Annotated in this window: 20 protein-coding genes; 10 read left to right on the forward strand and 10 right to left on the reverse strand. The window is 56.7% G+C overall.

Annotated features, from left to right (window positions below):
- Positions 1–584 precede the first annotated feature (584 nt).
- The 6 genes from ACR0MQ_RS00645 to ACR0MQ_RS00670 all read right to left on the reverse strand — a co-directional run bounded on the left by ACR0MQ_RS00645 (position 585) and on the right by ACR0MQ_RS00670 (position 6,609).
- Entirely contained in the window at positions 585–1,580 is a 996-nt protein-coding gene (locus ACR0MQ_RS00645) for an ABC transporter ATP-binding protein (RefSeq protein WP_170770435.1), read from the reverse strand.
- A complete protein-coding gene (locus ACR0MQ_RS00650; protein WP_480603784.1) occupies positions 1,577–2,611 on the reverse strand; it encodes a Gfo/Idh/MocA family protein in 1,035 nt (344 codons plus the stop codon). Before ACR0MQ_RS00650 ends, ACR0MQ_RS00645 begins: the two co-directional genes overlap by 4 nt.
- Positions 2,608–3,447, reverse strand: coding sequence for a carbohydrate ABC transporter permease (locus ACR0MQ_RS00655; RefSeq protein ID WP_170393445.1), 840 nt, complete (start codon positions 3,445–3,447; stop codon positions 2,608–2,610). Before ACR0MQ_RS00655 ends, ACR0MQ_RS00650 begins: the two co-directional genes overlap by 4 nt.
- 10 nt (positions 3,448–3,457) lie before the next feature.
- Positions 3,458–4,372 (reverse strand): carbohydrate ABC transporter permease, encoded by a 915-nt coding sequence (locus ACR0MQ_RS00660; protein ID WP_039534942.1) that lies wholly within the window; start codon positions 4,370–4,372, stop codon positions 3,458–3,460.
- A gap of 66 nt (positions 4,373–4,438) precedes the next feature.
- Positions 4,439–5,689, reverse strand: a complete 1,251-nt coding sequence (locus tag ACR0MQ_RS00665) for an ABC transporter substrate-binding protein (RefSeq protein WP_170770439.1) — start codon at positions 5,687–5,689, stop codon at positions 4,439–4,441.
- A complete protein-coding gene (locus ACR0MQ_RS00670) occupies positions 5,686–6,609 on the reverse strand; it encodes an N-acetylmuramic acid 6-phosphate etherase (RefSeq protein WP_170770441.1) in 924 nt (307 codons plus the stop codon). The genes ACR0MQ_RS00665 and ACR0MQ_RS00670 overlap by 4 nt, the downstream gene beginning before the upstream one ends.
- A 158-nt stretch (positions 6,610–6,767) precedes the next feature.
- Between ACR0MQ_RS00670 and ACR0MQ_RS00675 the strand changes: the two genes are divergently transcribed.
- The 5 genes from ACR0MQ_RS00675 to ACR0MQ_RS00695 all read left to right on the forward strand — a co-directional run bounded on the left by ACR0MQ_RS00675 (position 6,768) and on the right by ACR0MQ_RS00695 (position 12,721).
- Positions 6,768–7,655, forward strand: a complete 888-nt coding sequence (locus ACR0MQ_RS00675; protein ID WP_170770443.1) for a BadF/BadG/BcrA/BcrD ATPase family protein — start codon at positions 6,768–6,770, stop codon at positions 7,653–7,655.
- A complete protein-coding gene (locus tag ACR0MQ_RS00680) occupies positions 7,642–8,397 on the forward strand; it encodes a GntR family transcriptional regulator (RefSeq protein WP_170469405.1) in 756 nt (251 codons plus the stop codon). The genes ACR0MQ_RS00675 and ACR0MQ_RS00680 overlap by 14 nt, the downstream gene beginning before the upstream one ends.
- Before the next feature lie 12 nt (positions 8,398–8,409).
- Positions 8,410–9,438: an SIS domain-containing protein gene (locus tag ACR0MQ_RS00685; protein ID WP_170770445.1), complete on the forward strand. Its 1,029-nt coding sequence runs from the start codon at positions 8,410–8,412 to the stop codon at positions 9,436–9,438.
- Entirely contained in the window at positions 9,435–10,571 is a 1,137-nt protein-coding gene (gene nagA, locus ACR0MQ_RS00690) for an N-acetylglucosamine-6-phosphate deacetylase (RefSeq protein WP_170770447.1), read from the forward strand. The genes ACR0MQ_RS00685 and nagA overlap by 4 nt, the downstream gene beginning before the upstream one ends.
- Before the next feature lie 155 nt (positions 10,572–10,726).
- Positions 10,727–12,721 (forward strand): hypothetical protein, encoded by a 1,995-nt coding sequence (locus ACR0MQ_RS00695; RefSeq protein WP_170770449.1) that lies wholly within the window; start codon positions 10,727–10,729, stop codon positions 12,719–12,721.
- An 8-nt stretch (positions 12,722–12,729) separates the two neighbouring features.
- On the opposite strand, the gene ACR0MQ_RS00700 is transcribed toward ACR0MQ_RS00695, so the two are convergent.
- Positions 12,730–13,032, reverse strand: a complete 303-nt coding sequence (locus ACR0MQ_RS00700) for a DUF6476 family protein (RefSeq protein ID WP_170770451.1) — start codon at positions 13,030–13,032, stop codon at positions 12,730–12,732.
- On the opposite strand from ACR0MQ_RS00700, the gene ACR0MQ_RS00705 reads away from it, so the two are divergent.
- The 5 genes from ACR0MQ_RS00705 (at position 13,031) to ACR0MQ_RS00725 (ending at position 17,450) form a co-directional block, all read left to right on the forward strand.
- Positions 13,031–14,065, forward strand: a complete 1,035-nt coding sequence (locus tag ACR0MQ_RS00705; RefSeq protein WP_170770453.1) for an RluA family pseudouridine synthase — start codon at positions 13,031–13,033, stop codon at positions 14,063–14,065. The genes ACR0MQ_RS00700 and ACR0MQ_RS00705 overlap by 2 nt on opposite strands.
- A 147-nt stretch (positions 14,066–14,212) precedes the next feature.
- Positions 14,213–15,109 carry an RNA polymerase sigma factor RpoH gene (rpoH, locus tag ACR0MQ_RS00710; RefSeq protein ID WP_010439375.1) on the forward strand — a complete coding sequence of 299 codons (897 nt, stop codon included), beginning with the start codon at positions 14,213–14,215 and terminating at the stop codon, positions 15,107–15,109.
- Positions 15,110–15,240: 131 nt separating this feature from the next.
- Entirely contained in the window at positions 15,241–16,215 is a 975-nt protein-coding gene (locus ACR0MQ_RS00715; protein ID WP_170770455.1) for a Gfo/Idh/MocA family protein, read from the forward strand.
- Between the two features lie 56 nt (positions 16,216–16,271).
- Entirely contained in the window at positions 16,272–16,541 is a 270-nt protein-coding gene (locus ACR0MQ_RS00720; RefSeq protein WP_010439380.1) for a DksA/TraR family C4-type zinc finger protein, read from the forward strand.
- A gap of 15 nt (positions 16,542–16,556) precedes the next feature.
- On the forward strand, positions 16,557–17,450 hold the full coding sequence (locus tag ACR0MQ_RS00725; RefSeq protein WP_480603789.1) for a DMT family transporter: 894 nt from the start codon (positions 16,557–16,559) through the stop codon (positions 17,448–17,450).
- 28 nt (positions 17,451–17,478) lie between these two features.
- Here the strand turns inward: ACR0MQ_RS00725 and ACR0MQ_RS00730 are convergent, their stop codons facing one another.
- From ACR0MQ_RS00730 to ACR0MQ_RS00740, 3 genes are all read right to left on the reverse strand, one after another.
- Positions 17,479–19,299, reverse strand: coding sequence for a M3 family oligoendopeptidase (locus ACR0MQ_RS00730; RefSeq protein WP_480603792.1), 1,821 nt, complete (start codon positions 19,297–19,299; stop codon positions 17,479–17,481).
- A 79-nt stretch (positions 19,300–19,378) separates the two neighbouring features.
- Positions 19,379–20,350, reverse strand: a complete 972-nt coding sequence (locus tag ACR0MQ_RS00735; RefSeq protein ID WP_480603793.1) for an alpha/beta fold hydrolase — start codon at positions 20,348–20,350, stop codon at positions 19,379–19,381.
- Positions 20,350–20,640: an SCP2 sterol-binding domain-containing protein gene (locus tag ACR0MQ_RS00740; RefSeq protein WP_010439389.1), complete on the reverse strand. Its 291-nt coding sequence runs from the start codon at positions 20,638–20,640 to the stop codon at positions 20,350–20,352. Before ACR0MQ_RS00740 ends, ACR0MQ_RS00735 begins: the two co-directional genes overlap by 1 nt.
- Between the last annotated feature and the right edge of the window lie 29 nt (positions 20,641–20,669).

Here is a 20,669-nt window from a genome sequence, read left to right on the forward strand (position 1 = left end):
ACTCGGAGAAAGAACCCGTAAGCTTCTTCTCGAGATCTGATCTGATGCGAGATCTGGCGTATTCGCCTCTCTCTAATTTCCTGAAGGTTTCTTTCGCGACCACGATCAAAGCGTGATCGGTCTAAGCAGCTTCCCGGCGTATCCGTTCTTGTTCTTTGATGGGGTCTTTGCCTTGACGGGCTACGGGTCGCCATTTCTCTGCTTCTTGGCGTGGATCTTCAGAGCTATGGCTGACAGAGCGCCAAAACCCATCTCTCTGCGACGCCTGTAGACATGGACCCGAAGCAACTACTTGCCAGCATCACCGTCCTTTTTGGCAGCCAGAGGTTCTCGCCATCCAAGTACTAGCCGGTTTGAGTGTTCTTCACTTGCAAAGATAACAGCTTGTTGACTGCTATAATTGGTCCACCCCAAGGTCCAACTTTTACTGTGAGACACAGTGATCCATCTAGAGACTACTGGAAGCCTCATTATGTTGTTTTAAAATTATTCTTCTGGTTTTTCGAGGAGTCCGGAAACAGGCGTGTTTAAGTTTTCAATACATCTCGACCGCACCAAAATCCTAAAATCGTTACGCGATATTGTCAGGTGAGACGGGCGCCCTGTGGGTTGAAGCGATAGGTTCGATCCTGAGCATAGCCGAAATGTACGGATTCACCTGCATTAACCTGATGTTGGCCGAATAAGCGCGCGGTGATCTGATGGTCTTGCATCATCGCGATCACGTTGGTGTCTCCGCCCAGATGCTCGACATGAGTCACGTTCGCGGCCAGGGGGCCCTCGTCGGTCAGGTATAGGTCTTCGGGGCGTATACCCAGTGTCGTGTCCGCGCTGTCGCCGATCACGCTAGCGGGGAAGAAATTCATCGAGGGCGCGCCGAGGAAACCTGCGACGAACTGGTTGGCGGGATTGTTGTACAGCTCCATTGGGCTGCCGACTTGCTCAACGCGCCCGTCGCGTAGGACGACGATCTTATCCGCTAGGGTCATCGCCTCCGTCTGGTCGTGGGTGACGTAGATCATTGAAGCATCAAGCTGCTGATGCAGATTGGCGATCTCAAGCCGCGTATTCATGCGCAGGGCGGCGTCCAAATTGGACAAAGGCTCGTCGAACAGGAACAGTTTGGGTTCGCGCACAATGGCGCGGCCGATAGCGACGCGTTGGCGTTGTCCGCCGGATAGCTCAGAGGGGTAACGGTCGATATAGGGCTCAAGGTTCAGCATCTTGCTGGCCTTGGTGACCCGTTCTTCGATGACCTGCTTGCTCTGACCTTCCTGTTTCAGCGCCAAAGACATATTTTTGCGCACGTTTAGATGGGGGTAGAGCGCATAGCTTTGGAACACCATCGCGATGCCGCGTTTGGAGGGCGGGGTTAGGTTCATAAGTTCTCCGCCGATGCGAACCTCGCCCGAGGTCACATCTTCGAGCCCCGCAATCACGCGCAGAAGAGTGGATTTGCCACAGCCCGAAGGTCCAACGAAGACGACGAATTCTCCGTCTTCGACTTCGATGTTGATATCCTTAAGGACTTCGACAGTACCGAAGGACTTGTTCACGTTCGTTAGCGTCAGGGCGGTCATTTTTGTGCCTCTTTCAGCGAAATAGGTTGGCCGGTGCGGATGCTTTTATCGGCAGCCAAACAGATGGCCAGCGATTGCACGGCGTCGTTCATGTGGCGGGTCAGGTCGATGTCTTCAGCAATCGCGCGCAGCATATAGGCTTGTTCGGCATCGCAGAGCTCCTGATGGCCGGGTTCATCCGGCATGTCGATTGTCTGGTCGCCTTTGGGGCGATGGACCAGAAGGCCGCCGACTTTGGTGTGGCCGTCGATATCGGCTGACGCACCCTTGTTGCCATCGGTGATCGAGACCGACCCGTTGGGCGACACAATGTCTTTCACGAAGAACGCGGTTTCTGACATCATCGGCCCCCAACCGGCCTCATACCAACCGACCGAACCATCCTCGAAGACCACTTGAAATTGGCCGTAATTATACATGTCTTCGGCGACCTCATCGCTTAGGCGCAGGCCCATGCCGTGCACACGCACGGGGTCAGAGTCCGTGATCTGGCACATCACGTCGACATAATGCACGCCGCAATCGACGATGGGCGAGGTGGTCTGCATCAGTGCCTTGTGCGTCTCCCACTCAGCCCCGCTGCTTTGCTGGTTGAGATTCAGCCGGAAGACATATGGCCCGCCCAAGTCGCGCGCCTCGGAAATCAGGCGCATCCATGAGGGGTGATGGCGCAGGATGTAGCCGATGACCAGTTTGCGTTTGGTTTCAATGGCTTTCGCTACAACGCGTTTGGCATCAGCCACAGTCGTCGCTAGTGGTTTTTCAACGAAGACATGCGCTCCGGCCTCCATCGCAGTGCAGGCGTAATCTGCATGGCTGTCGGAATAGGTGGCGACGACTACCAGATCCGGGTTGGTCTCAGTCAGAGCTGCCTGAAAATCTGAATAAGCCGGATAGCCTGACAGGTCAGGATGGTCGACGCGACCGGATCGGTTCACCAACCCAACAATCTGCGCGTCCGGATGGGTGTGGTGGGCCAAAGCGTGGCTCAGCCCCATATTGCCGAGGCCAGCGATCAGAACTTTGGTCATTTGACAGCTCCTGAAGTGATGCCGCGGATTAACTGGCGTGAGAAGATGACATAGAGCACCAGCACCGGCAGGATCGCCATGCTGAGTGCCGACAGAACCGCGTTCCAGTCGGTGACGAACTGGCCGATGAAGACTTGGCTGCCCAGTGTCAGTGTTTTTGTTTCCTCAGCTGGGGCGAGGATCAGTGGGAACCAGAGGTCGTTCCAGATCGGGATCATGTTAAACACGGCCACGGTCGCCATAGCAGGGCGAACCAGAGGCAGGACCAATCGGAAGAAGATCGTGTATTCTGACAACCCGTCGACGCGACCTGCGTTTTTCAGATCGTCCGAAACCTGCCGCATGAACTCGGACAGGATGAACACAGCCAGCGGCAGACCTTGAGCGGTATAGACAAGGATCAGCGCCCAGAGGGTGTTCACCAACCCGGTTGCGACCATCATCTCAAGTATTGCAACGGTGCCGATGCGGATCGGGATCATGATCCCAAGCGCCAGATAGAGGCCCATCAGGGTATTGCCCTTGAACTTGTACTCGCTCAGCGCAAAAGCAGCCATTGCGCCGAACAACAGAACAAAAGCCAGCGATACCACGGTCACGATCAGCGAGTTCTGGAAGTAGAGGAAGAAATCCCCTTGTTTCATCACCGTCTGGTAGCCGATCAGCGAGAAGCTTTCGGCATCGGGCAGGGCGAGTGGCTCGCGGAAAATCGAGCGGCGCGTTTTGAAGCTATTGATGATGATCACGAAGACCGGGAAGAGGGCGATCAATGTGTAGAGGATCAGCGCCCCATGCATGGCGGCCGTGTTCAGCGGGTTATGGCGTGCTTTGTTCATCCGGCGATCCTCACAGCTGATACCGGCGCATCCGGGTCTGGATGCCGAAGAGGTAGATACAGACACCCACAAGGATGATGGCAAACATGGCGCCAGCGATGGCGGAGCCCATATGCGGGTCGCCCAGTTGCAGCTGGAAGCCAAAGAAGGTGCGGTACATGAAGGTGCCCAGGATATCGGTTGAGAAATCCGGCCCCGCCAGCGCGCCCTGCGAGACGTAGATCAGGTCGAAGGCATTGAAATTGCCTACAAAAGTCAGGATTGAGATGATCCCGATTGAAGGAATGATCAACGGAAGTTTGATCTTCCAGAATGCCGAGGCTCCGGTGATGCCGTCTATTTCTCCGGCCTCAAGGATCTCTTCGGGGATCGACAGCAGGGCGGCATAGATCAACATCATCGGGATGCCGACGAATTGCCAGACCGAGACAAGTGCCAGTGTCGTCAGCGCGTACTCTTCCTTGCCCAGCCATGGTGCAAACAGAGACTTAAGACCAACGGCGTCCAGCATCGAAGGTGCGATGCCCCAAAGCGGGGACAAGATTAGTTTCCACGCGAAGCCGACAATGACAAAGCTCAGAATGGTCGGAATGAAAATCGCGGACCGGTATAGCGCCGCAAACCGCAGGCGGGGATGCGAAAGTAGTGCCGCTAGAGCGATACCGATTGGGTTCTGCACCAGCATGTGGATCAGGAAGAACCAGAAGTTGTTGCCCAAAGCGTTCCAGAACTGCTCGGACCAGATTGGATCGAAGAACAGGGTGCGGAAATTCTGCAGGCCCACATAGATACGTGTCTGATCGACCTCGGTGAACAGTGCGAGGCGCAGAGTGTTGAACAAGGGGAAGATCATCACCGCCGTATAGACCAGCACCGCAGGGGCGAGGAAAACGGCAATGTGCCAGCGTATGCGGCGGGTCTGCATGGGAATCTCCGGGGAAAAGGTCCGGACGCGACGCGGTGGCCGCGTCCGGTGTGAGTGGCTTAGGTGTTACTGATGCGGTGCGTACCAGCTGGCCAGACCGTCTTGCAGTTGCTGACCCAGCGCTTCGGGTGTCTCTGCACCCTTGATGGCTGCGACGGATGCCCCCCAAGTCTCGTTTTCGAGGTTCGGCGTGCCGCGCGACAGGATTTGGTAGGTCGAACGGATCGTGCTTTCGCACTCTTCGCGCCAGCCTACGATTTCTTTGGCCAGTGGATCTTCCAGCTCGACCGGAGTGCTGGATAGCGGGAAGAAACCGGGTAGGGCGTTACCGAATATGCTGGCAAACTCGGGGCTCGCGACCCAAGCCAGGAAGGTACGCGCAGCTTCTTGGTTTTCGCTCGCGGCGTTCATACCAATGCCGATATCGGTGTGGTCCGAAATATAGCAGGTATCGCCCGCGTTCTGGACCGGTGGCTTAAAGGCGCCCATTTCAAAATCGGCCTGCGTGTTGAAGCCCGAGATTTCCCAGCTACCTGCTGGATAGACCGCTGCACGACCCAGCGTGAACAGGTTCTGGCTGTCGGGATAGGTTTGCGCCTCATACCCGTCACCCAGATAGTCCGCCCACTTGGCCAGCGTCGCATATGGAGCAACCCACTGTGGGTCGGTCAGCTTCTGCTCGCCCTTGATCAGCGCTTGACGGCCTTCTTCACCTTTCCAGTAATTGGGGCCGATGTTGTTATAGCCCATTGTGGCGGCTTCCCACTGATCATTGGTGCCCATCGCCATCGGGATATAGGTGCCGTCTTCCTTGATCTTGTCGAGCGCGGCAAAGAACTCGGCTTCGGTGGTTGGAACTTCGATGCCCAGCTCGTTGAACGCATCCTTGTTGTAGATGAAGCCGTGAATCACCGACGCCATCGGGACGCAGAAGCTGGCTGATCCATCATCAGTTTGCCAGGCAGATTTGGCGACGTCGGAGAAATTGCCCATAGCGTCAAGATCGGACAAATCCGTCAGGTGGCCGTCTTCATACAGCGCGAGCGACGCATCAAACGGACGGCAGGTAATCAGATCGCCGGCCGATCCGGCCTCGAGCTTCGAATTCAGAACAGCGTTGTATTCCGCCGGGGCAGATGGCGAGAAAATCACCTTGATGTCTGGGTGCTCGGCTTCAAAAGCCGGAATGATTTTTTCCTGCCACAGAGCCAGATCGTCATTGCGCCAGCTTTCGATTGTCAGGGTGGCTTCCTGCGCATAGGCGCTTGTGACCAACGCCGTACTCATCAGAGCAAGGCTCAGAACGTTGCGTGTCATTTGGTTTCTCCCAGGTTGATGGTTTCTTGGTTTTGCTTAATCCGCTCCAGGGCGGGGCGGAGGTGATCATTCGCGTCGTGCAACATGGCCTGTGCCTCGCTCAGTGTCGGAACCCCTGCTGCAAGCAAGGCGGCGCATTTCAGATTGCCTCTGGCCGTCATCAATGCTGTTTCGGCTTGTTCGGGGTCAACTCCGGCCAGTTGACAAACAATCCCTTTGGCGCGGGCGCGGAGCTTATCATTATCAGCACGCAGATTGATCATCATGCCGTCCTGAATATGCCCCAACTCCATTGCCATCAGGGTCGACAGCATGTTCAGCGCGATTTTTTGTGCCGTGCCTGCCCCCATGCGGGTTGAACCCGATACCAACTCAGGCGGTGTGGAAAGCAGAATGGGGTGATCAGACAGCCGCAACAGTTCGGTATCGCCGTTATTCGCGATCCCGACGATTGGGGCACCCTTGTCGCGCGCGATCTGGGCTGCGGCAACGGTATACGGCGTCGTACCGCTGGCAGAAACAGTGATCAAAGTGTCTTTGGGGGACAGATCCACAAGATCACGAGCAAGAGTGCTGGTCGCATCTTCCGTATCTCCGGGCATCTCGACACCCGTTGGCATACCACCTGCCATATGAATGCGTATTTGGCTTGGAGGTATTGAATAAGTTCCGCCGAGTTCCAGCGCATCCGAAGCGGCCATCAGGCCAGATGACCCCGCCGCGAGATAATGCAAGACCCCGCCCGTGCGGATCGTTTGCGCCATTGCCTTTGCTCCGGTGCAAATGGGGGTGAGCGAGGTGAGCGGGGTTGTCGCGGCCTCAGACTGGGATTGGGCCAGCAACTCGGCAACTTCGGTCAAAGGGCGCGCGTCTAGCCCGATCGCATCCTTGTGCAGTTGTTCCGTTACTGGCGTGGCCACGTGATTCTCCCCTCAGTTCTGGATATCATACCTTTTAGATACCATTAGTCTACCATTTTCTTTTTGTGTCGATATGTTTCAGAATTTTAGCCGTAATTCTGTAATTTGGTCGCAATTGGATCTTCAAAAACTTCAATAGGTATTATAAAGGTATTTTCATGAGTCGTCTTGCTGATACCATAGTGCTCGCTGTAGATGGCGGTGGTACGCGTTGTCGTATCGCTGTTTCTGATGGTTCCTTTGCTCGCCAAGTTGAGGTGGGGGCTGCGAACGTCTCGACCGATTTCGAAGCAGCTTGTGCCGAGCTGAATCGCGGTATTGCGGATCTGGCCAAGCAAGCCGGATTAAATGGCGCACAGATTGCAGGGACGTCGGCCTATTTGGGGTTGGCTGGGATCACTGGCAAAACGCTGGCAGGGCGTCTTGCGGCGAGGCTGCCGTTCGAACGCGCCCGAATTGAAGATGACAGGCCCTCCGCATTGAGGGGTGCGCTTGGGTCGAAAGATGGTTTCGTGGCGCATTGTGGTACTGGGTCGTTTCTCGCGTCACAGAGAGATGGTCAGAGTCGCTTGGCCGGTGGCTGGGGGCCGGTATTAGGGGATCAAGCTTCTGCGCAATGGGTTGGCCGGCAGGCTTTGGCGCGCACTCTCGATTGTGTCGATGGCATCGCGCCGACCTCCGAGATGGCGAATGGTCTTTTGGCACGCTTTGATGGTGCCGCCGGGATTGTAGGGGCTGCATCCATGATGACGCCCACCGAGTTCGGTGCGCTGGCCCCTGTAGTCACGCTTAGCGCTGAGCAGGGGGATGCGCTTGCGCGCGCTATCATGGAGGCCGGTGCACGATATCTGGCGGATCAGATCGAGGCGATGGGCTGGAAGCCCGGTCTATCGATTTGTCTGACCGGAGGGATCGGTCCGCAATACGCGCCTTACCTCTCGGAGATCATGCAGCAGGACCTGACTGAACCACTGGGCGATCCATTGGCCGGTGCAATCGCGCTGGCCCGTGCGTTTCATGAGGAGATCGAACATGAGCGTTGCTGACTTCCTGAAACCCGAAGGATGGCTGGGCCAGACCGCTGGTCCGCGTTATGTGCAATTGCGCCATCGGTTGGAGCAGGGGATAGAAGAGGGCATTCTAGCCCCGAACAGTTCACTTCCACCCGAACGCGAGATCGCTGAGCTCACGGATCTGTCGCGCGTCACGGTGCGAAAGGCGATTCAGGAATTGGTGCGCAAAGGTGCGATTGAACAGAGGCAGGGTTCAGGCTCATTCGTGCGTCAGCCCGTTGCACGGGTTGAGCAATCATTGTCTCACCTGACCTCGTTTACCGAGGATATGGAACGACGTGGTTTTGAAACAACATCAACCTGGTTGGAGCGCGGGGTGTTTCTGCCTTCTCCGGACGAGATGTTGGCACTAGGGCTATCGACCAATGATCAGGTCGCCCGAATTCATCGTTTGCGCGCTGCCGGAGGACGGCCAATGGCGTTAGAGCGCGCAGCTTTGCCGCTGGATATCCTGCCCAACCCGACCGAAGTCACTGGGTCCTTGTATGCCTTCCTGGAAAGATCCGGGAACCGTCCGGTGCGCGCGATCCAAAAGATCTCGGCCATCAATCTTGAAGCCACCGAGGCACGCTTGCTTGATGTGGCAGAGGGCACAGCGGGGCTGCGCATTCAGCGTACCTCATACCTCGAAAGCGGGCGCGTCGCCGAACTCACCCGATCCATCTATCACGGCGATGCCTACGATTTTGTGGCAGAGCTGCGTTTATCAACCTGAAAGGCGGGACATATGTCCACCGAAAAAACTCAAATGCGGCGGGAAATCAACGAGATACCCTTTGCCGTTGATCGACTTTTAACCGAAGGTGCCAGGGCGATCTCCGCCACTGCTGGCGCGATCCGCGAGCATGATCCTAATTTCCTGATCTCAGTCGCACGCGGATCGTCGGATCATGCCTGCAGCTATCTGAAATACGCGTCTGAACTGCTGCTGGGCCTGCCCATGGCGTCGGTCGGGCCGAGCGTCAAATCGATTTACGGGGTAGACATGCGCTGCCCCGGCGCTCTGTGTATCTCGGTGTCACAATCGGGCCAAAGCCCAGACATCGTTCAATTGACGCAATCTCTGACTGAAGGCGGATCATACTCGGTTGCAATTACCAATGATACGGGATCGGCCCTGGCCAAGGTCGCCTCTTCGGCTCTTTCGATCCACGCAGGCGCTGAACTGAGCGTGGCTGCCACCAAGACTTTCGTCACCTCTCTGGTTACCGGGCTTTGGTTGTTGGCCGAGGTCAAGGGCGATGAGGAATTGCTGTCTTCGATCCACAAACTGCCGGACGTTTTGTCGCGCGCGATCACATGCGATTGGGGCGCTGTCGTAGACGCCGTTGATGGCCAATCACTGTTCACGCTTGGGCGTGGCATGTCCTGGGCAATTTCGAATGAGGCGGCTCTGAAATTCAAGGAAACCTGTCAGATCCACGCGGAAAGCTATTCCTCGGCCGAGGTATTGCATGGTCCGGTTTCGATTGTCGATCAGGGGTTTCCAGTAATTGCCTTCGCCTCAGGTGATGCGGCCGAGGCCAATATTGCCGAGGTTGCGGATGCGCTTGCGGGCAAAGGGGCAAAGGTCTTTGCGACAACCAACAAGGTGGCTGATGCTGTGTCGCTGCCGCATGTGCGCACATCGCACTGGATGACGGATCCGGTTGCCTCGATTGCGTCTTTCTACGGTATGGTCGAGGCAGTAGCCACGCGGCGCGGTATCAACCCTGATGCACCACGCCACCTGCGGAAAGTGACGGAAACGGTATGACGGCTGCGACGATCACCTTCGCCGGAGGGCCGATTTTCGACGGCGAAATGCTGGTAGAAGGGCATGCGGCCCGCTTCGTCGACGGGAGGTTGGATTGCTTCTTGCCCGAATCTCAGCTGTCTGCGGGTGAAGTGATCGAGAATCTGTCGGGTGACATTCTCAGCCCTGGTTACGTAGATTTGCAGGTCAATGGCGGCGGAGGTGTCATGTTCAATGATGATCCGTCAGTCGAAACACTGCGGCGTATCGCAGGGGCACATCGCCAACTTGGGGCGACATCGATCTTGCCGACGTTGATTACGGATACACCTGAAAAGACCAGAGCCGCGATTGCGGCCGCAACGCAGGCCATCAAACAGGGGGTGCACGGGATTGCAGGACTGCACCTCGAGGGCCCGCACCTGTCCGTGCGTCGCAAAGGCGCGCATGACGCTGCACTGATCAGGCCCATGGAAGGTGCCGATCTTCAGCAACTGTTAGATGCGGCAAAGGTGCTGCCTGCGCTTATGGTCACGATTGCACCCGAAAGTGTCACGACGGCTCAGGTCGAAACGCTCACCAAAGCGGGAGTCATCGTTTCAATGGGGCACAGTGATGCTGCGTTTGAAACCTGTGTGGCGTACGTTAAGGCAGGCGCGCATTGTGCGACGCATCTGTTCAACGCCATGAGCCAATTGGGCAACCGCGAGCCCGGCCTCGTTGGCGCTGTCCTTTCCCAAGGCGCAATATCCGCAGGTCTGATCGCAGACGCGATTCATGTTCACCCAGAGACAATGCGCGCGGCCTTCGCCGCCAAGCAGGGGCCGGGCCGCCTGTTTCTGGTCAGTGATGCGATGGCCGTCGCCGGGACAGACTTGACCGAGTTCAAGTTGGAAGGGCGTATCATCCAACGAGAAAACGGCAGGCTAACCTTGCAGGACGGAACACTGGCTGGGGCTGATCTTGATCTGACCACTGCCTTGCGTGTGTTGACGACAAAAGTTGGCATATCACTGCCCGATGCCTTGGCAGCGGCAACGCGCATTCCCGGAGATATCATCTCGCAAAGAGCCATCTCTGATCTGAGCACGCTCACGCAGGCCATTCGAATTTCCCCGGATATGTCACAGGCTCGACCGGTTGTTGCAGGTTGAACGCCATTTTTGGCGAAACTCATGACACCACAGATTTCGCATCTCGCCGCAGCCGCTGCGGTTGTGTAAGACGTTAGGCAAACACAGTTTGGGAATGTCCTAATGTTTCAAGATATTGGCAAAATCGACATGAGGGCGGTTGCCCAGATTTTGCCATGACCCAGAAGCGAGGCGTTTTCATTGGGCAGCGCAAGGATCGTATGGGCGCGCGCCTGTTAATGATCCTGACCTGTATTCGTCTGGCTGAAGATTTTGAGACCGACTACCGCGTGAACTGGTTCCCACAGGGCGCGGACGCACCGGAACTGGATCAGCCCGAGGAGCTGTTCACTACTGATTGGATGGATGCGCATTTTCTTAATCAGCCAGAGTTCGACGCACTGAATGAGACCGCTCAGCCGATTTGGGCTTTCCAGAACGACCCATCGCCAGAGCGGTTGATGGACCATTTAGCCTCGGGCCGTTCGGTACTGGTCGAAGAAGGGTTCGAGGTGCTGGCGTTCCCTTGGGAGGATATCGAAGCCATCCGCCCCCGTTATCGTGATTTCATCCGCGGTGTTGGGTTCGTCGATAAGGTTCGTCAGATCATGGATCGGGCGGATGAAAAACTTTCAGGGCAGGGGGTTTCTGCCTATCACATACGTCGTGGCGATATCTTGAATGGATTGCCGTGGAAACACTCAACCTGGCCCGCCAAGATCGAGCCCGAAGAGTTTTATGAGGTCCATCTGGAAAAATCCAGGGGCCAGACGGCGATCATGTTCTCAGATCAGCCCGAGTTGATCGTACGGTTTAAGCAGCGGTTTCCGCAGCTTATGCAAATGTCGGACATTGCCGATCTGTCGGGTCTGACTCGAGCGCAACGAGACTTTCTGGAACTCTACGCAATGTCGCGGGCGGATCAGGTGATTGCACCATATATTTCGGCCTTTTCGATGGCAGCGGCGCGGATATCGGGACAGCAGCGCAAGGTGTTTCGCGATGTATTGACTGAGGAGGAATTGCAAGGGGCGAATGAGCGCGTCATCGAGCGGGTCGCGCAAGGACCAGCAGAGTTTCTGAATCCTTCGGAGGCTGCGCATATCTATGCAAAAGCGGCGCAATATCTATCGGCTCAGGATCGCTGTGAAGAGGCGTATGAAAGTGCGAAACCCATCCTGGACACCGGGGCTGACAATGCCTTTATGCCGTTGCTGCAATCACTGAATTGTTTTTACCTGTCCAAGTGGCAGGAAAGCGAGACGCTTGCCCGTGAGGGTTTGGAGAATCCGCATCTCTGGCCCGAAGATTATGCCGTCATGTGCGCTTTGCGTGGCGCCATTCTGGGTGTGCAGGGCAAACGCTGGGCGGCGACACGGCATTTCGCAAAAGCGTTCTGGGCCAAGCCATTACGGCCGGATGTTGTAGTGCTGGGTTCCAGAATGTTGTACCGGTCACATCTGGCACATCGACTGCTGCCGCCGGTTGACTGGTCGTTACAGCGCACGGTGCGTCAGCGCCGTTTTCCACCGTTCAACAACCTGTATCTGGTTCAGCACAAGGTGGTATCATGGCGGCCGTGCAACTTTGATTTCGTTCTGCTGGATTGGGCGGATCTGGCGCTGGATCAACGCGCAAGACGTCTGTTTGATCAGCGTAAGAGGCTGGAAGCATTGAGCTCAGCCTTGGACGATCTGCCTGACGTGCCAGCAGACGACCCGCGATTGCAGAGCGCGCAGGTGGTACTGCAAAAGCATCTGGGCGAGGTCTCCGGCGCCCAGGCCATCGACAGAACACGTCGGATAGTAGCCGAAGTGCCGGAAAATACACTGTATCAGAAACGACTAGCCGAGCTTTATGAAGCGGAGGGTGATACCGACGCCGCCCAAAAAACAATGGCCGAGGCGCTGGCCTGCGACCCCGAAAGCCCATTTCTTCTGTACGCAATGGGCCTCTTGTTGGAGCGGACGGGCCAGATCGGGCAGGGCGAGAAGCTGATCTTGCAAGCCGCTGATCAGGATGAAGTTAGTGTCGCTATTCAGGGTATGGCGGGGCAGATCCACATGCGACGTGGAAACAAGAAAAAGGCGCGGCCGTATCTTGAGAAAGCGCGCGATCTTTATCCGCCCTACAAGCGGTTTACCAATCAGTTGAACAGGCTTTCGGGGTAGACGCGGCCCTAATCCAGTGCAATCTCTTGCCGCAGTTTTCCGGTTGTCTTGTCAAAGATCAAAATACGGTTTTCTTCGGTCACGACCGCATACCAGTTGCTGCCGATGGTCAATGCTTGGGCCTTTGCTCCGCCAGGTAACTCGATCTGATCGGGCAGCTTGGGTGTGCGGTCGGATAGGCGGATGACAATCAGGGCGAATGTCACTAGAACCCCGCCAATCATAACCGCGGTCAACAGCATGACCATGCGCCGCAGTAGTCTAAGTTGCGGTGTTTCCTGCGGTTCCTGAGGTTCGGAAGGGACAGTCATGGGCACCCGCCTGATAGAGTTTCAAATCGCGGCCGCTCCGCCGCCCCGCCTTGATAAGGCGCTTGCGCGGGATGTGCCAGCGGAAGAGAACCTGTCGCGTACCCGACTGACACGATTGATCAGCGAGGGGGCAGTCACCGTCGATGGAGCGGTCATAAAAGACCCCAAGGCCAAAATTTCCGAAGATGCACAGATCGGGATTACAGTGGCTGAGGCCGCAGACAGCCATATCGGCCCCGAGGATATTCCTTTGGAAGTTGTCTATGAGGATGACGATCTGATCGTGATCAACAAGCCTGCCGGGATGGTGGTGCATCCGGCACCGGGCTCTCCGAACGGTACGCTGGTCAATGCGCTGCTTCATCATTGCGGCGAAGATCTTTCAGGAGTCGGCGGTGTCAAACGTCCAGGAATCGTACATCGGATCGACAAGGAAACCAGTGGCCTGTTGGTCGTGGCCAAATCGGATGTGGCGCATCATGGGCTGGCGACCCAGTTCGAGGCGCATAGCGTCGAGCGCTACTACCGCGCCATTTGTTATGGCGTGCCCGACGCCAACGATCCCCGATTGCGTGGGATAAAGGGCGTTAGCTTTGAGCCCGGCAACATTATGCGTCTGACGACTCAGCTGGCGCGACACAAAACGGATCGGCAAAAGCAGGCCGTGCTGTTTCACGGTGGTCGGCATGCGGTGACACGAGCGCGGATTGTCGAGGTATTCGGGTCGCCCGGTGGCCTATCGTTAGTCGAATGCTGGCTCGAGACGGGCAGGACACATCAAATCCGTGTCCATATGGCACACGCTGGCCATGGCCTTGTCGGAGACCCGGTTTATGGTGGCAAACGCAAACTGGCAGCGCGTGCGTTCGCACCTGAGGCGATTGAAGCTGTGCGTGCATTCCCACGTCAAGCGCTGCACGCAGCGGTGCTTGGGTTCAAACATCCAGTTTCCGGAGAAATACTGCGATTTGAGGCGCCGTTGCCGCAGGATATGTCATTGCTGTTGGAAAACCTGAGAAAGCCGCTGAAATAATCTGCAAAGGCTTGTGAAAATCGCAATTTCAGCTTTCCTTTACATAGGGTTAATTCCAGACTTGTATCAGATCCTCTTGAATGTACCGGGTCTGGTACCCATATCCCATGTTAAGGGCTTAAACATTTGTCCAAGGGGCAGAAATAAATGGCAAATTATTCAAATCTTCCAGCACCGACACCTGAAGGTGGACTGAACCGCTATATGCAGGAGATTCGTAAGTTTCCTCTGCTTGAGCCAGAGGAAGAGTACATGCTGGCCAAGCGCTGGGTCGAGGAGCAGGATACCGAGGCTGCACATAAGATGGTCACGTCACACCTGCGTTTGGCGGCCAAGATTGCTATGGGATATCGTGGCTATGGTTTGCCGCAGGCCGAGGTGATTTCCGAGGCCAATGTGGGCCTGATGCAGGCGGTCAAGAAATTCGACCCCGAAAAGGGCTTTCGTCTGGCGACTTATGCCATGTGGTGGATCCGCGCTTCGATTCAGGAATACGTCCTGCGGTCGTGGTCGATGGTAAAACTGGGGACGACCTCGGCGCAGAAAAAGCTGTTCTTTAACCTGCGTAAAGCGAAGGCCCGCATAGGCGCGTTGGAAGAAGGCGATCTGCGTCCTGAAAACGTGGCCAAGATCGCCGAAGACCTCGGCGTAACCGAAGAAGAAGTCATCAGCATGAACCGCCGGATGTCCGGTGGTGATGCCTCGCTGAACGCGACCGTCGGGTCCGAAGGCGAAGGCACAATGCAATGGCAGGATTGGCTAGAGGATGAAGATGCTGATCAGGCTGGCGACTATGAGGCGCGCGATGAACTGGAAGCCCGGCGCGAGCTGCTTGCCGCTGCGTTGGATGTCTTGAATGATCGTGAAAAAGATATTCTGACCCAGCGCCGTCTGATGGATCAGGCCGTCACGCTCGAAGAATTGAGCACTCAGTACAATGTAAGCCGCGAACGGATTCGTCAGATTGAAGTGCGCGCGTTTGAGAAGTTGCAGAAGAAGATGCGAGAGCTTGCGCGCGAGAAGGGCATGTTGAGTTCGAGCTGAACCGCTCGCATTCGAAGCGCCAACCGGTCTGATCCACGTCAGGCCGGTTTTTTTCTTGCCCAAGGGGTATGACAGTCCTGTCCTTCGCTGCTAATGCTTGGTGGCGCTAACATCGCGAGGAGATGGTGATCATGCAAAAGCCGGTTCAATGGGGTATATTAGGGGCTTCGAAATTTGCGCTTCAGCACATGGGGCCAGCTATCCACGCCGCTGATGGTGCTCGCCTTGCTGGGCTGGCCACGTCCGATCCGACCAAAGCAGCGCCATTTCAACAGTTTTGCCCTGATATCAGCGTTTTCCATAGCTATGACGCGCTGCTGGCTGATCCGGGGATCGAAGCTGTCTACATCCCATTACCAAATCATCTGCATGTCGAATGGAGCCTGAGGGCGCTGGATGCGGGCAAGCATGTTTTATGCGAAAAGCCGATGACCATGCGGGCTGATGAGTTTGAAACTCTGATTGCCAAGCGGGATCAAACCGGATTGCTGGCCGCCGAAGCTTACATGATCGTGCATCATCCGCAGTGGCAATTAACCCGCAATATGATCGCCGACGGAGCAATCGGGAAGCTGGTCCATGTCACCGGCGCGTTCAGCTATGACAACCGGGCGGATACTGCCAACATTCGCAACCGCGCAGAAACCGGCGGGGGTGGGCTGCGCGATATCGGGGTGTATGTGATCGGCAGCGCTCGCTATGCGACGGGTCAAGAGCCGACCTCGGTCAGCGCTGCGATCCGCTGGGAGAATGACGTGGACGTCTTCACCGAAATTCGCGCGCAGTTTACCGACTTTACCTACTCCGCCTACGTCTCGACCCGAATGCATCCGCATCAGGAGATGGTGTTTCACGGCGAATGCGGTGTGATCCGCCTGACCGCGCCTTTCAATGCGCGTGTATTTGGTGAAGCAAGGGTCGAGTTGCACCGCCCTGGGCTTGAGGTACAGGTGACGCGCTTTCCAGGGGACGATCACTATAAGCTGCAGGTCGAGGCATTCTGCCGCTCAGTCCGCGATCGGGCTGACTACCCCTGTCCGTTGGAATTCGTGCGGGGCACGCAAGAGGTTATCGATCAGGTCTTTGATACAGCTGTATCGCTCTAGCTTGCCACGCCCTTGGTGTCTCGCGTATCCTGTCCCGACCGGATCAGGAGGGTCAAATGGCGGGCGGTTGGGCGCGCGATGGCGCGGTGAGTGAACAGATCGAAGCGTCGATTTCGGATGAGCTGGCGCGGATGCAGGCGCAAAAGCGACCTGTGGGCGAAAGCCTGACCCATTGCGCCGAATGCGAGGAACCGATCCCCGAAAAACGCCGCCTTGCTTTGCCCGGCGTAAAGCTGTGCCTGGACTGCCAGCAAGAGCGTGACAGCAGCTTCAAGACCCGTGGCGGGATCAATCGGCGGGGTTCGAAAGACAGTCAGCTGAAATAACGCGAGGAGCACCCGGTGAAGGATCAGCCGCAGAGATCATTGCTGCAAAACGGGTTGGTTCTTGGGTTCCTCGCCGCGTTTCTATGGGGCACGCACAGCGTTATCGTGCGGTACCTGACCAGTGATCTCGGCGGGTTACAGATTGCCGTATCGCGCTTGTTCATAGCCGCATTTGCGATCTTCTGCATGTTGCGGTTTATAGGCGCACGGGTCTCGGTCCAGTACAGGGATTGGAACTTCCGGCTGGCGGTGTTGTCGACGTTGGTGAACTATATTCTGTTCCACATAGGCTTGGAACATACAGGTGCTGCTAATGCGATGGTGCTTGAGAATACCGCGCCGTTCTTCGTGTTGATTTTCCTATATTTCTTCGCGGATACCGCCGTTGGCCGCGCCGATGTATTGGCGACGCTGCTGGCGATCCTCGGTGTGTTTCTGACCGTCTACCGGGATTTTCAGGGCGGGGGAGAGCCCCTGTTGGGCGATCTGATGGAAATCGGGGCGGGGTTCAGCTGGGCGGTGTTCCTGATTTCCAGCAGCCGCGCGATGCAGACCTCGGAAACTACCGCCGAAAGGTTGAACTTCCTGTTTGGCATCTTTTTGTGTTCGGGCGTCTTGTTGATGCCACTGGCGGCTTTCTCGTTCCAGATGCCAACCGCAAATGATGTGATCTTCTTGATCCTTTTGGGCGTTTTGCCCACCGCGCTTGCCTATTATCTTTGGTACGAAGCCGCCGCGCGCGTGTCGACATTGACGGCGACGCTGCTATTCGCCGCGTCGGTTGTGTTTACCTTTGTCAATTCGGCGCTGTTTCTGGGCGCAACGATCACACCGCTTGCGATTGTCGGCGCGTTTTTGATCGTGACGGCCATTTTCGTGACGACGATGAAATCAACCAAAGAGAAATGAGGCAGCCCTTGCAAGCTGCCCCTTAGATTTAGCTTTCCATCGCTTCCAGTTCGTCAATAAAGCTTGAGATCATCGACAGGCCTTTGTCCCAGAACTCGGGATCGCTGGCGTCCAGTCCGAACGGGGCAAGAAGCTCTTTATGGTGCTTCGAGCCACCGGCTCGTAGCATCTCGAAATATTTGTCTTCGAACCCGTCCGCACCGCTTTCGTAGACCGAATAGAGCGCGTTCACGAGGCCGTCGCCGAAGGCATAGGCATAGACATAAAACGGCGAGTGGACGAAGTGAGGGATGTAGGCCCAGAAGGTCTCGTACCCGTCCATGAATTCAAATGCGGGGCCAAGGCTTTCGGCCTGAACGCTCATCCACAGGGCGTTGATATCGTCCGGGGTCAGCTCGCCTTCGCGGCGTGCGGCGTGCAGTTTGCATTCGAAATCGTAGAAGGCGATCTGACGGACGACCGTGTTGATCATGTCTTCGACTTTACCGGCCAGCAGCACTTTGCGCTGTTCTGGGGTCTCGGCTTGATCCAGCATCTTGCGGAAAGTGAGCATTTCACCAAAGACCGAGGCGGTTTCGGCCAAGGTCAGTGGAGTCGAAGACAGCATCTCACCCTGATCGGCGGCCAATACCTGATGTACGCCGTGGCCCAATTCATGCGCCAAGGTCATCACATCGCGCGGTTTGCCCAGATAGTTGAGCATCACGTAGGGATGAACCTCGGTCACGGTGGGATGCGCAAAGGCGCCGGGCGCTTTGCCGGGCTTCACCGCCGCGTCGATCCAACCCTTCGAGAAGAAGGGGGCTGCGATCTCACCCATCCGAGGATCAAAGGCGTTATAGGCATCCATCACCGTCTTCTCGGCCTCGGCCCAGTCAACGATCCGGGTGTCTTCCATCGGCAGCGGTGCGTTGCGATCCCAGACCTGCATGACGTCCAGACCCAGCCATTTGCGTTTCAACTCATAATACCGATGGCTCAGCTTGGGGTACGCGGCCACAACGGCCTCGCGCAGGGCTTCGACCACTTCGGGCTCAACGTCGTTTGACAGATGGCGACCAGTCTGGGCGGTTGGCATTTTGCGCCAGCGATCAACGATCTCTTTTTCCTTGGCTTGCGTGTTATGAACGCGCGCGAAGGTTTTGATGTTGCTTTGGAAAACACTCGCGAGCTCACGCGCAGCGGCCTCACGCTTGGTGCGATCCTGTTCGGTCAGCAAGTTCAGCGTGCCTTCGATATTCAGCTCTTCACCATCAACGGTAAAGGTCAGGCCCGCGATTGTTTCGTCGAACAGCCGTTCCCACGCGTCACCGACAACGCCGAGGTCGTGCAGAAATTTCTCAAGCTCGTCGGACAGCTGATACGGTTTCATCGCACGAATGCGACGGAACACAGGTTCGTACCGTGCCAGATCGGCATTGGCGGCAAAATGCGCAGCCAGCGCGTCATCGTCGATGCGGTTCAGTTCCAACGTGAAAAACACCAGTGGAGTGGTGAATACGGTGATCTTTTCCTGCATGTCCGAAAGGAACTTGGCGCGATCCGCGTCGGTGGTGAGCTGGTAATAGCGCAGACCAGCAAACGACATGATCCGCCCGGCGATGGTGTTGATCTTTTCGTTGCACAGCACGCAGGTCAACAGGCCAGCGGCGTCCAGATCGGCCAGCTTGCCCTCATAATCTGCGGCAAAGGACGCACATTCGCCTTCCAACCAGTCCAGATCGCGGGACAGTTCAGGCGCATCTTCCGAGGCGTAGAGGTCCGTCAGATCCCATTCCGGCAAATTGCCCAGATCATCGGCACCGCCGCCTGCATGTGCGTCACGGACGGGAAAGGGAAGGTCGCGCATGGATCACCTCGAATAAACTGCGTTGGCAAACATTTAGGCGCGGCGTGTCCGGATCACAAGCAACCTGTCGGCTTAGGCCTTAATGACAGGGCTCGGGTTTTGGTTTCGCCGCGGCTGCCGAGAAATGTGCAGCCAGTTGATCAAAGACCGGCCCGCGCACCTCGGGTGCCTCCATCAGAACTTCGTGTTCGCCGTTGGGAATTTCGACCAGAGTACCACTGGGCCAGTCGGCCATGCGGGTGCGGATCGCTTTGCGGTCCACAATCTGTTCGTGACTGCCCAGATAAGTCAGGGCAGGGATGTCGGGCGCGGTCTGTTCCATCAGCCAGGTGCATTCATCCAGCGCCTCGCGCAGCCAGATGGTGGAGGGGGCACCCAAAGCCAGCTCGGGATGCGCGGCCAGCTGGTCCTGCATCATTCGGTACATCGCCGGATCGCGCGTCAGCACGTTTCCTTCGAAAGGTTGCGACACCACATAGCTTTCCAGCGAAGTTGTGGGCGGCTTTTTCTCTCCCAACCCCAGACGCGGCCCCCAATAGGCGGTCAGCTGGCTGAGCGGTTTCATGATCGGAGTAAAGAAAATACCCCACATCGGTCCCGTGAAGGCGCAGGTCGTAAAATCAGCTCCTTCCAGTACGGCGCGCAGCCCGATAGCTCCGCCCATGGAATGGCCGACCACGTGCCAGGGTTTGGGCAGTTCCAACTGTTCGGCCAGCTCTAATGTCGAGCGTACGTCATGCTGGTAATCGGTGAATTGTTCGACATGGCCGATTCTCGGATCATCAAGCAAACGATCCGCCAGACCTTGCCCGCGCCAGTCAACGGAAAAGCAGGCAAAGCCCCGGCTCACGAATTCAAGGGCCGCGTCGCCGTATTTCTCAATATATTCCGTTCGACCGGGGAACAGCATCACCGTGCCGCGAGCATCACCTTCGGGCAGCCAATGTGCCACGCGGATGCGTTTGCCATCTTCGGTAGTCAGCCAATGGGCCACTCCACCAGCAGGGCCGCCGGCCACGTCTTCGAATAAGGGGGCCGGCGAAAACTCCATCAGGCCAGCACCGAGGCGAGTTTCATGGCGATTCCCATGTCTCCGTCAACGCTCAGCTTGCCGGACATGAATGCACCGGTTGGGTTCAGGTCGCCGCTGAGGATTTGTTCAAAGGTGTCCGCATCGGCGCTGAGGGTCACATCAGCCTCGTCGTCGCTGACGCGCGCACCGCTTGCATCAAGGATGATAGATCCCAGATCGGCGATGGCAAACTTGGCTGACGCGTCGAAATCGCCGCCCGACAGTTTCTCATTCAATGCTGCCGCGGCTTTTTCCAGAATATCGCTCATGGTCTTCCTCATATTGTTCATGCGCCGTG

The organism is Ruegeria sp. AN6 (assembly GCF_056540425.1).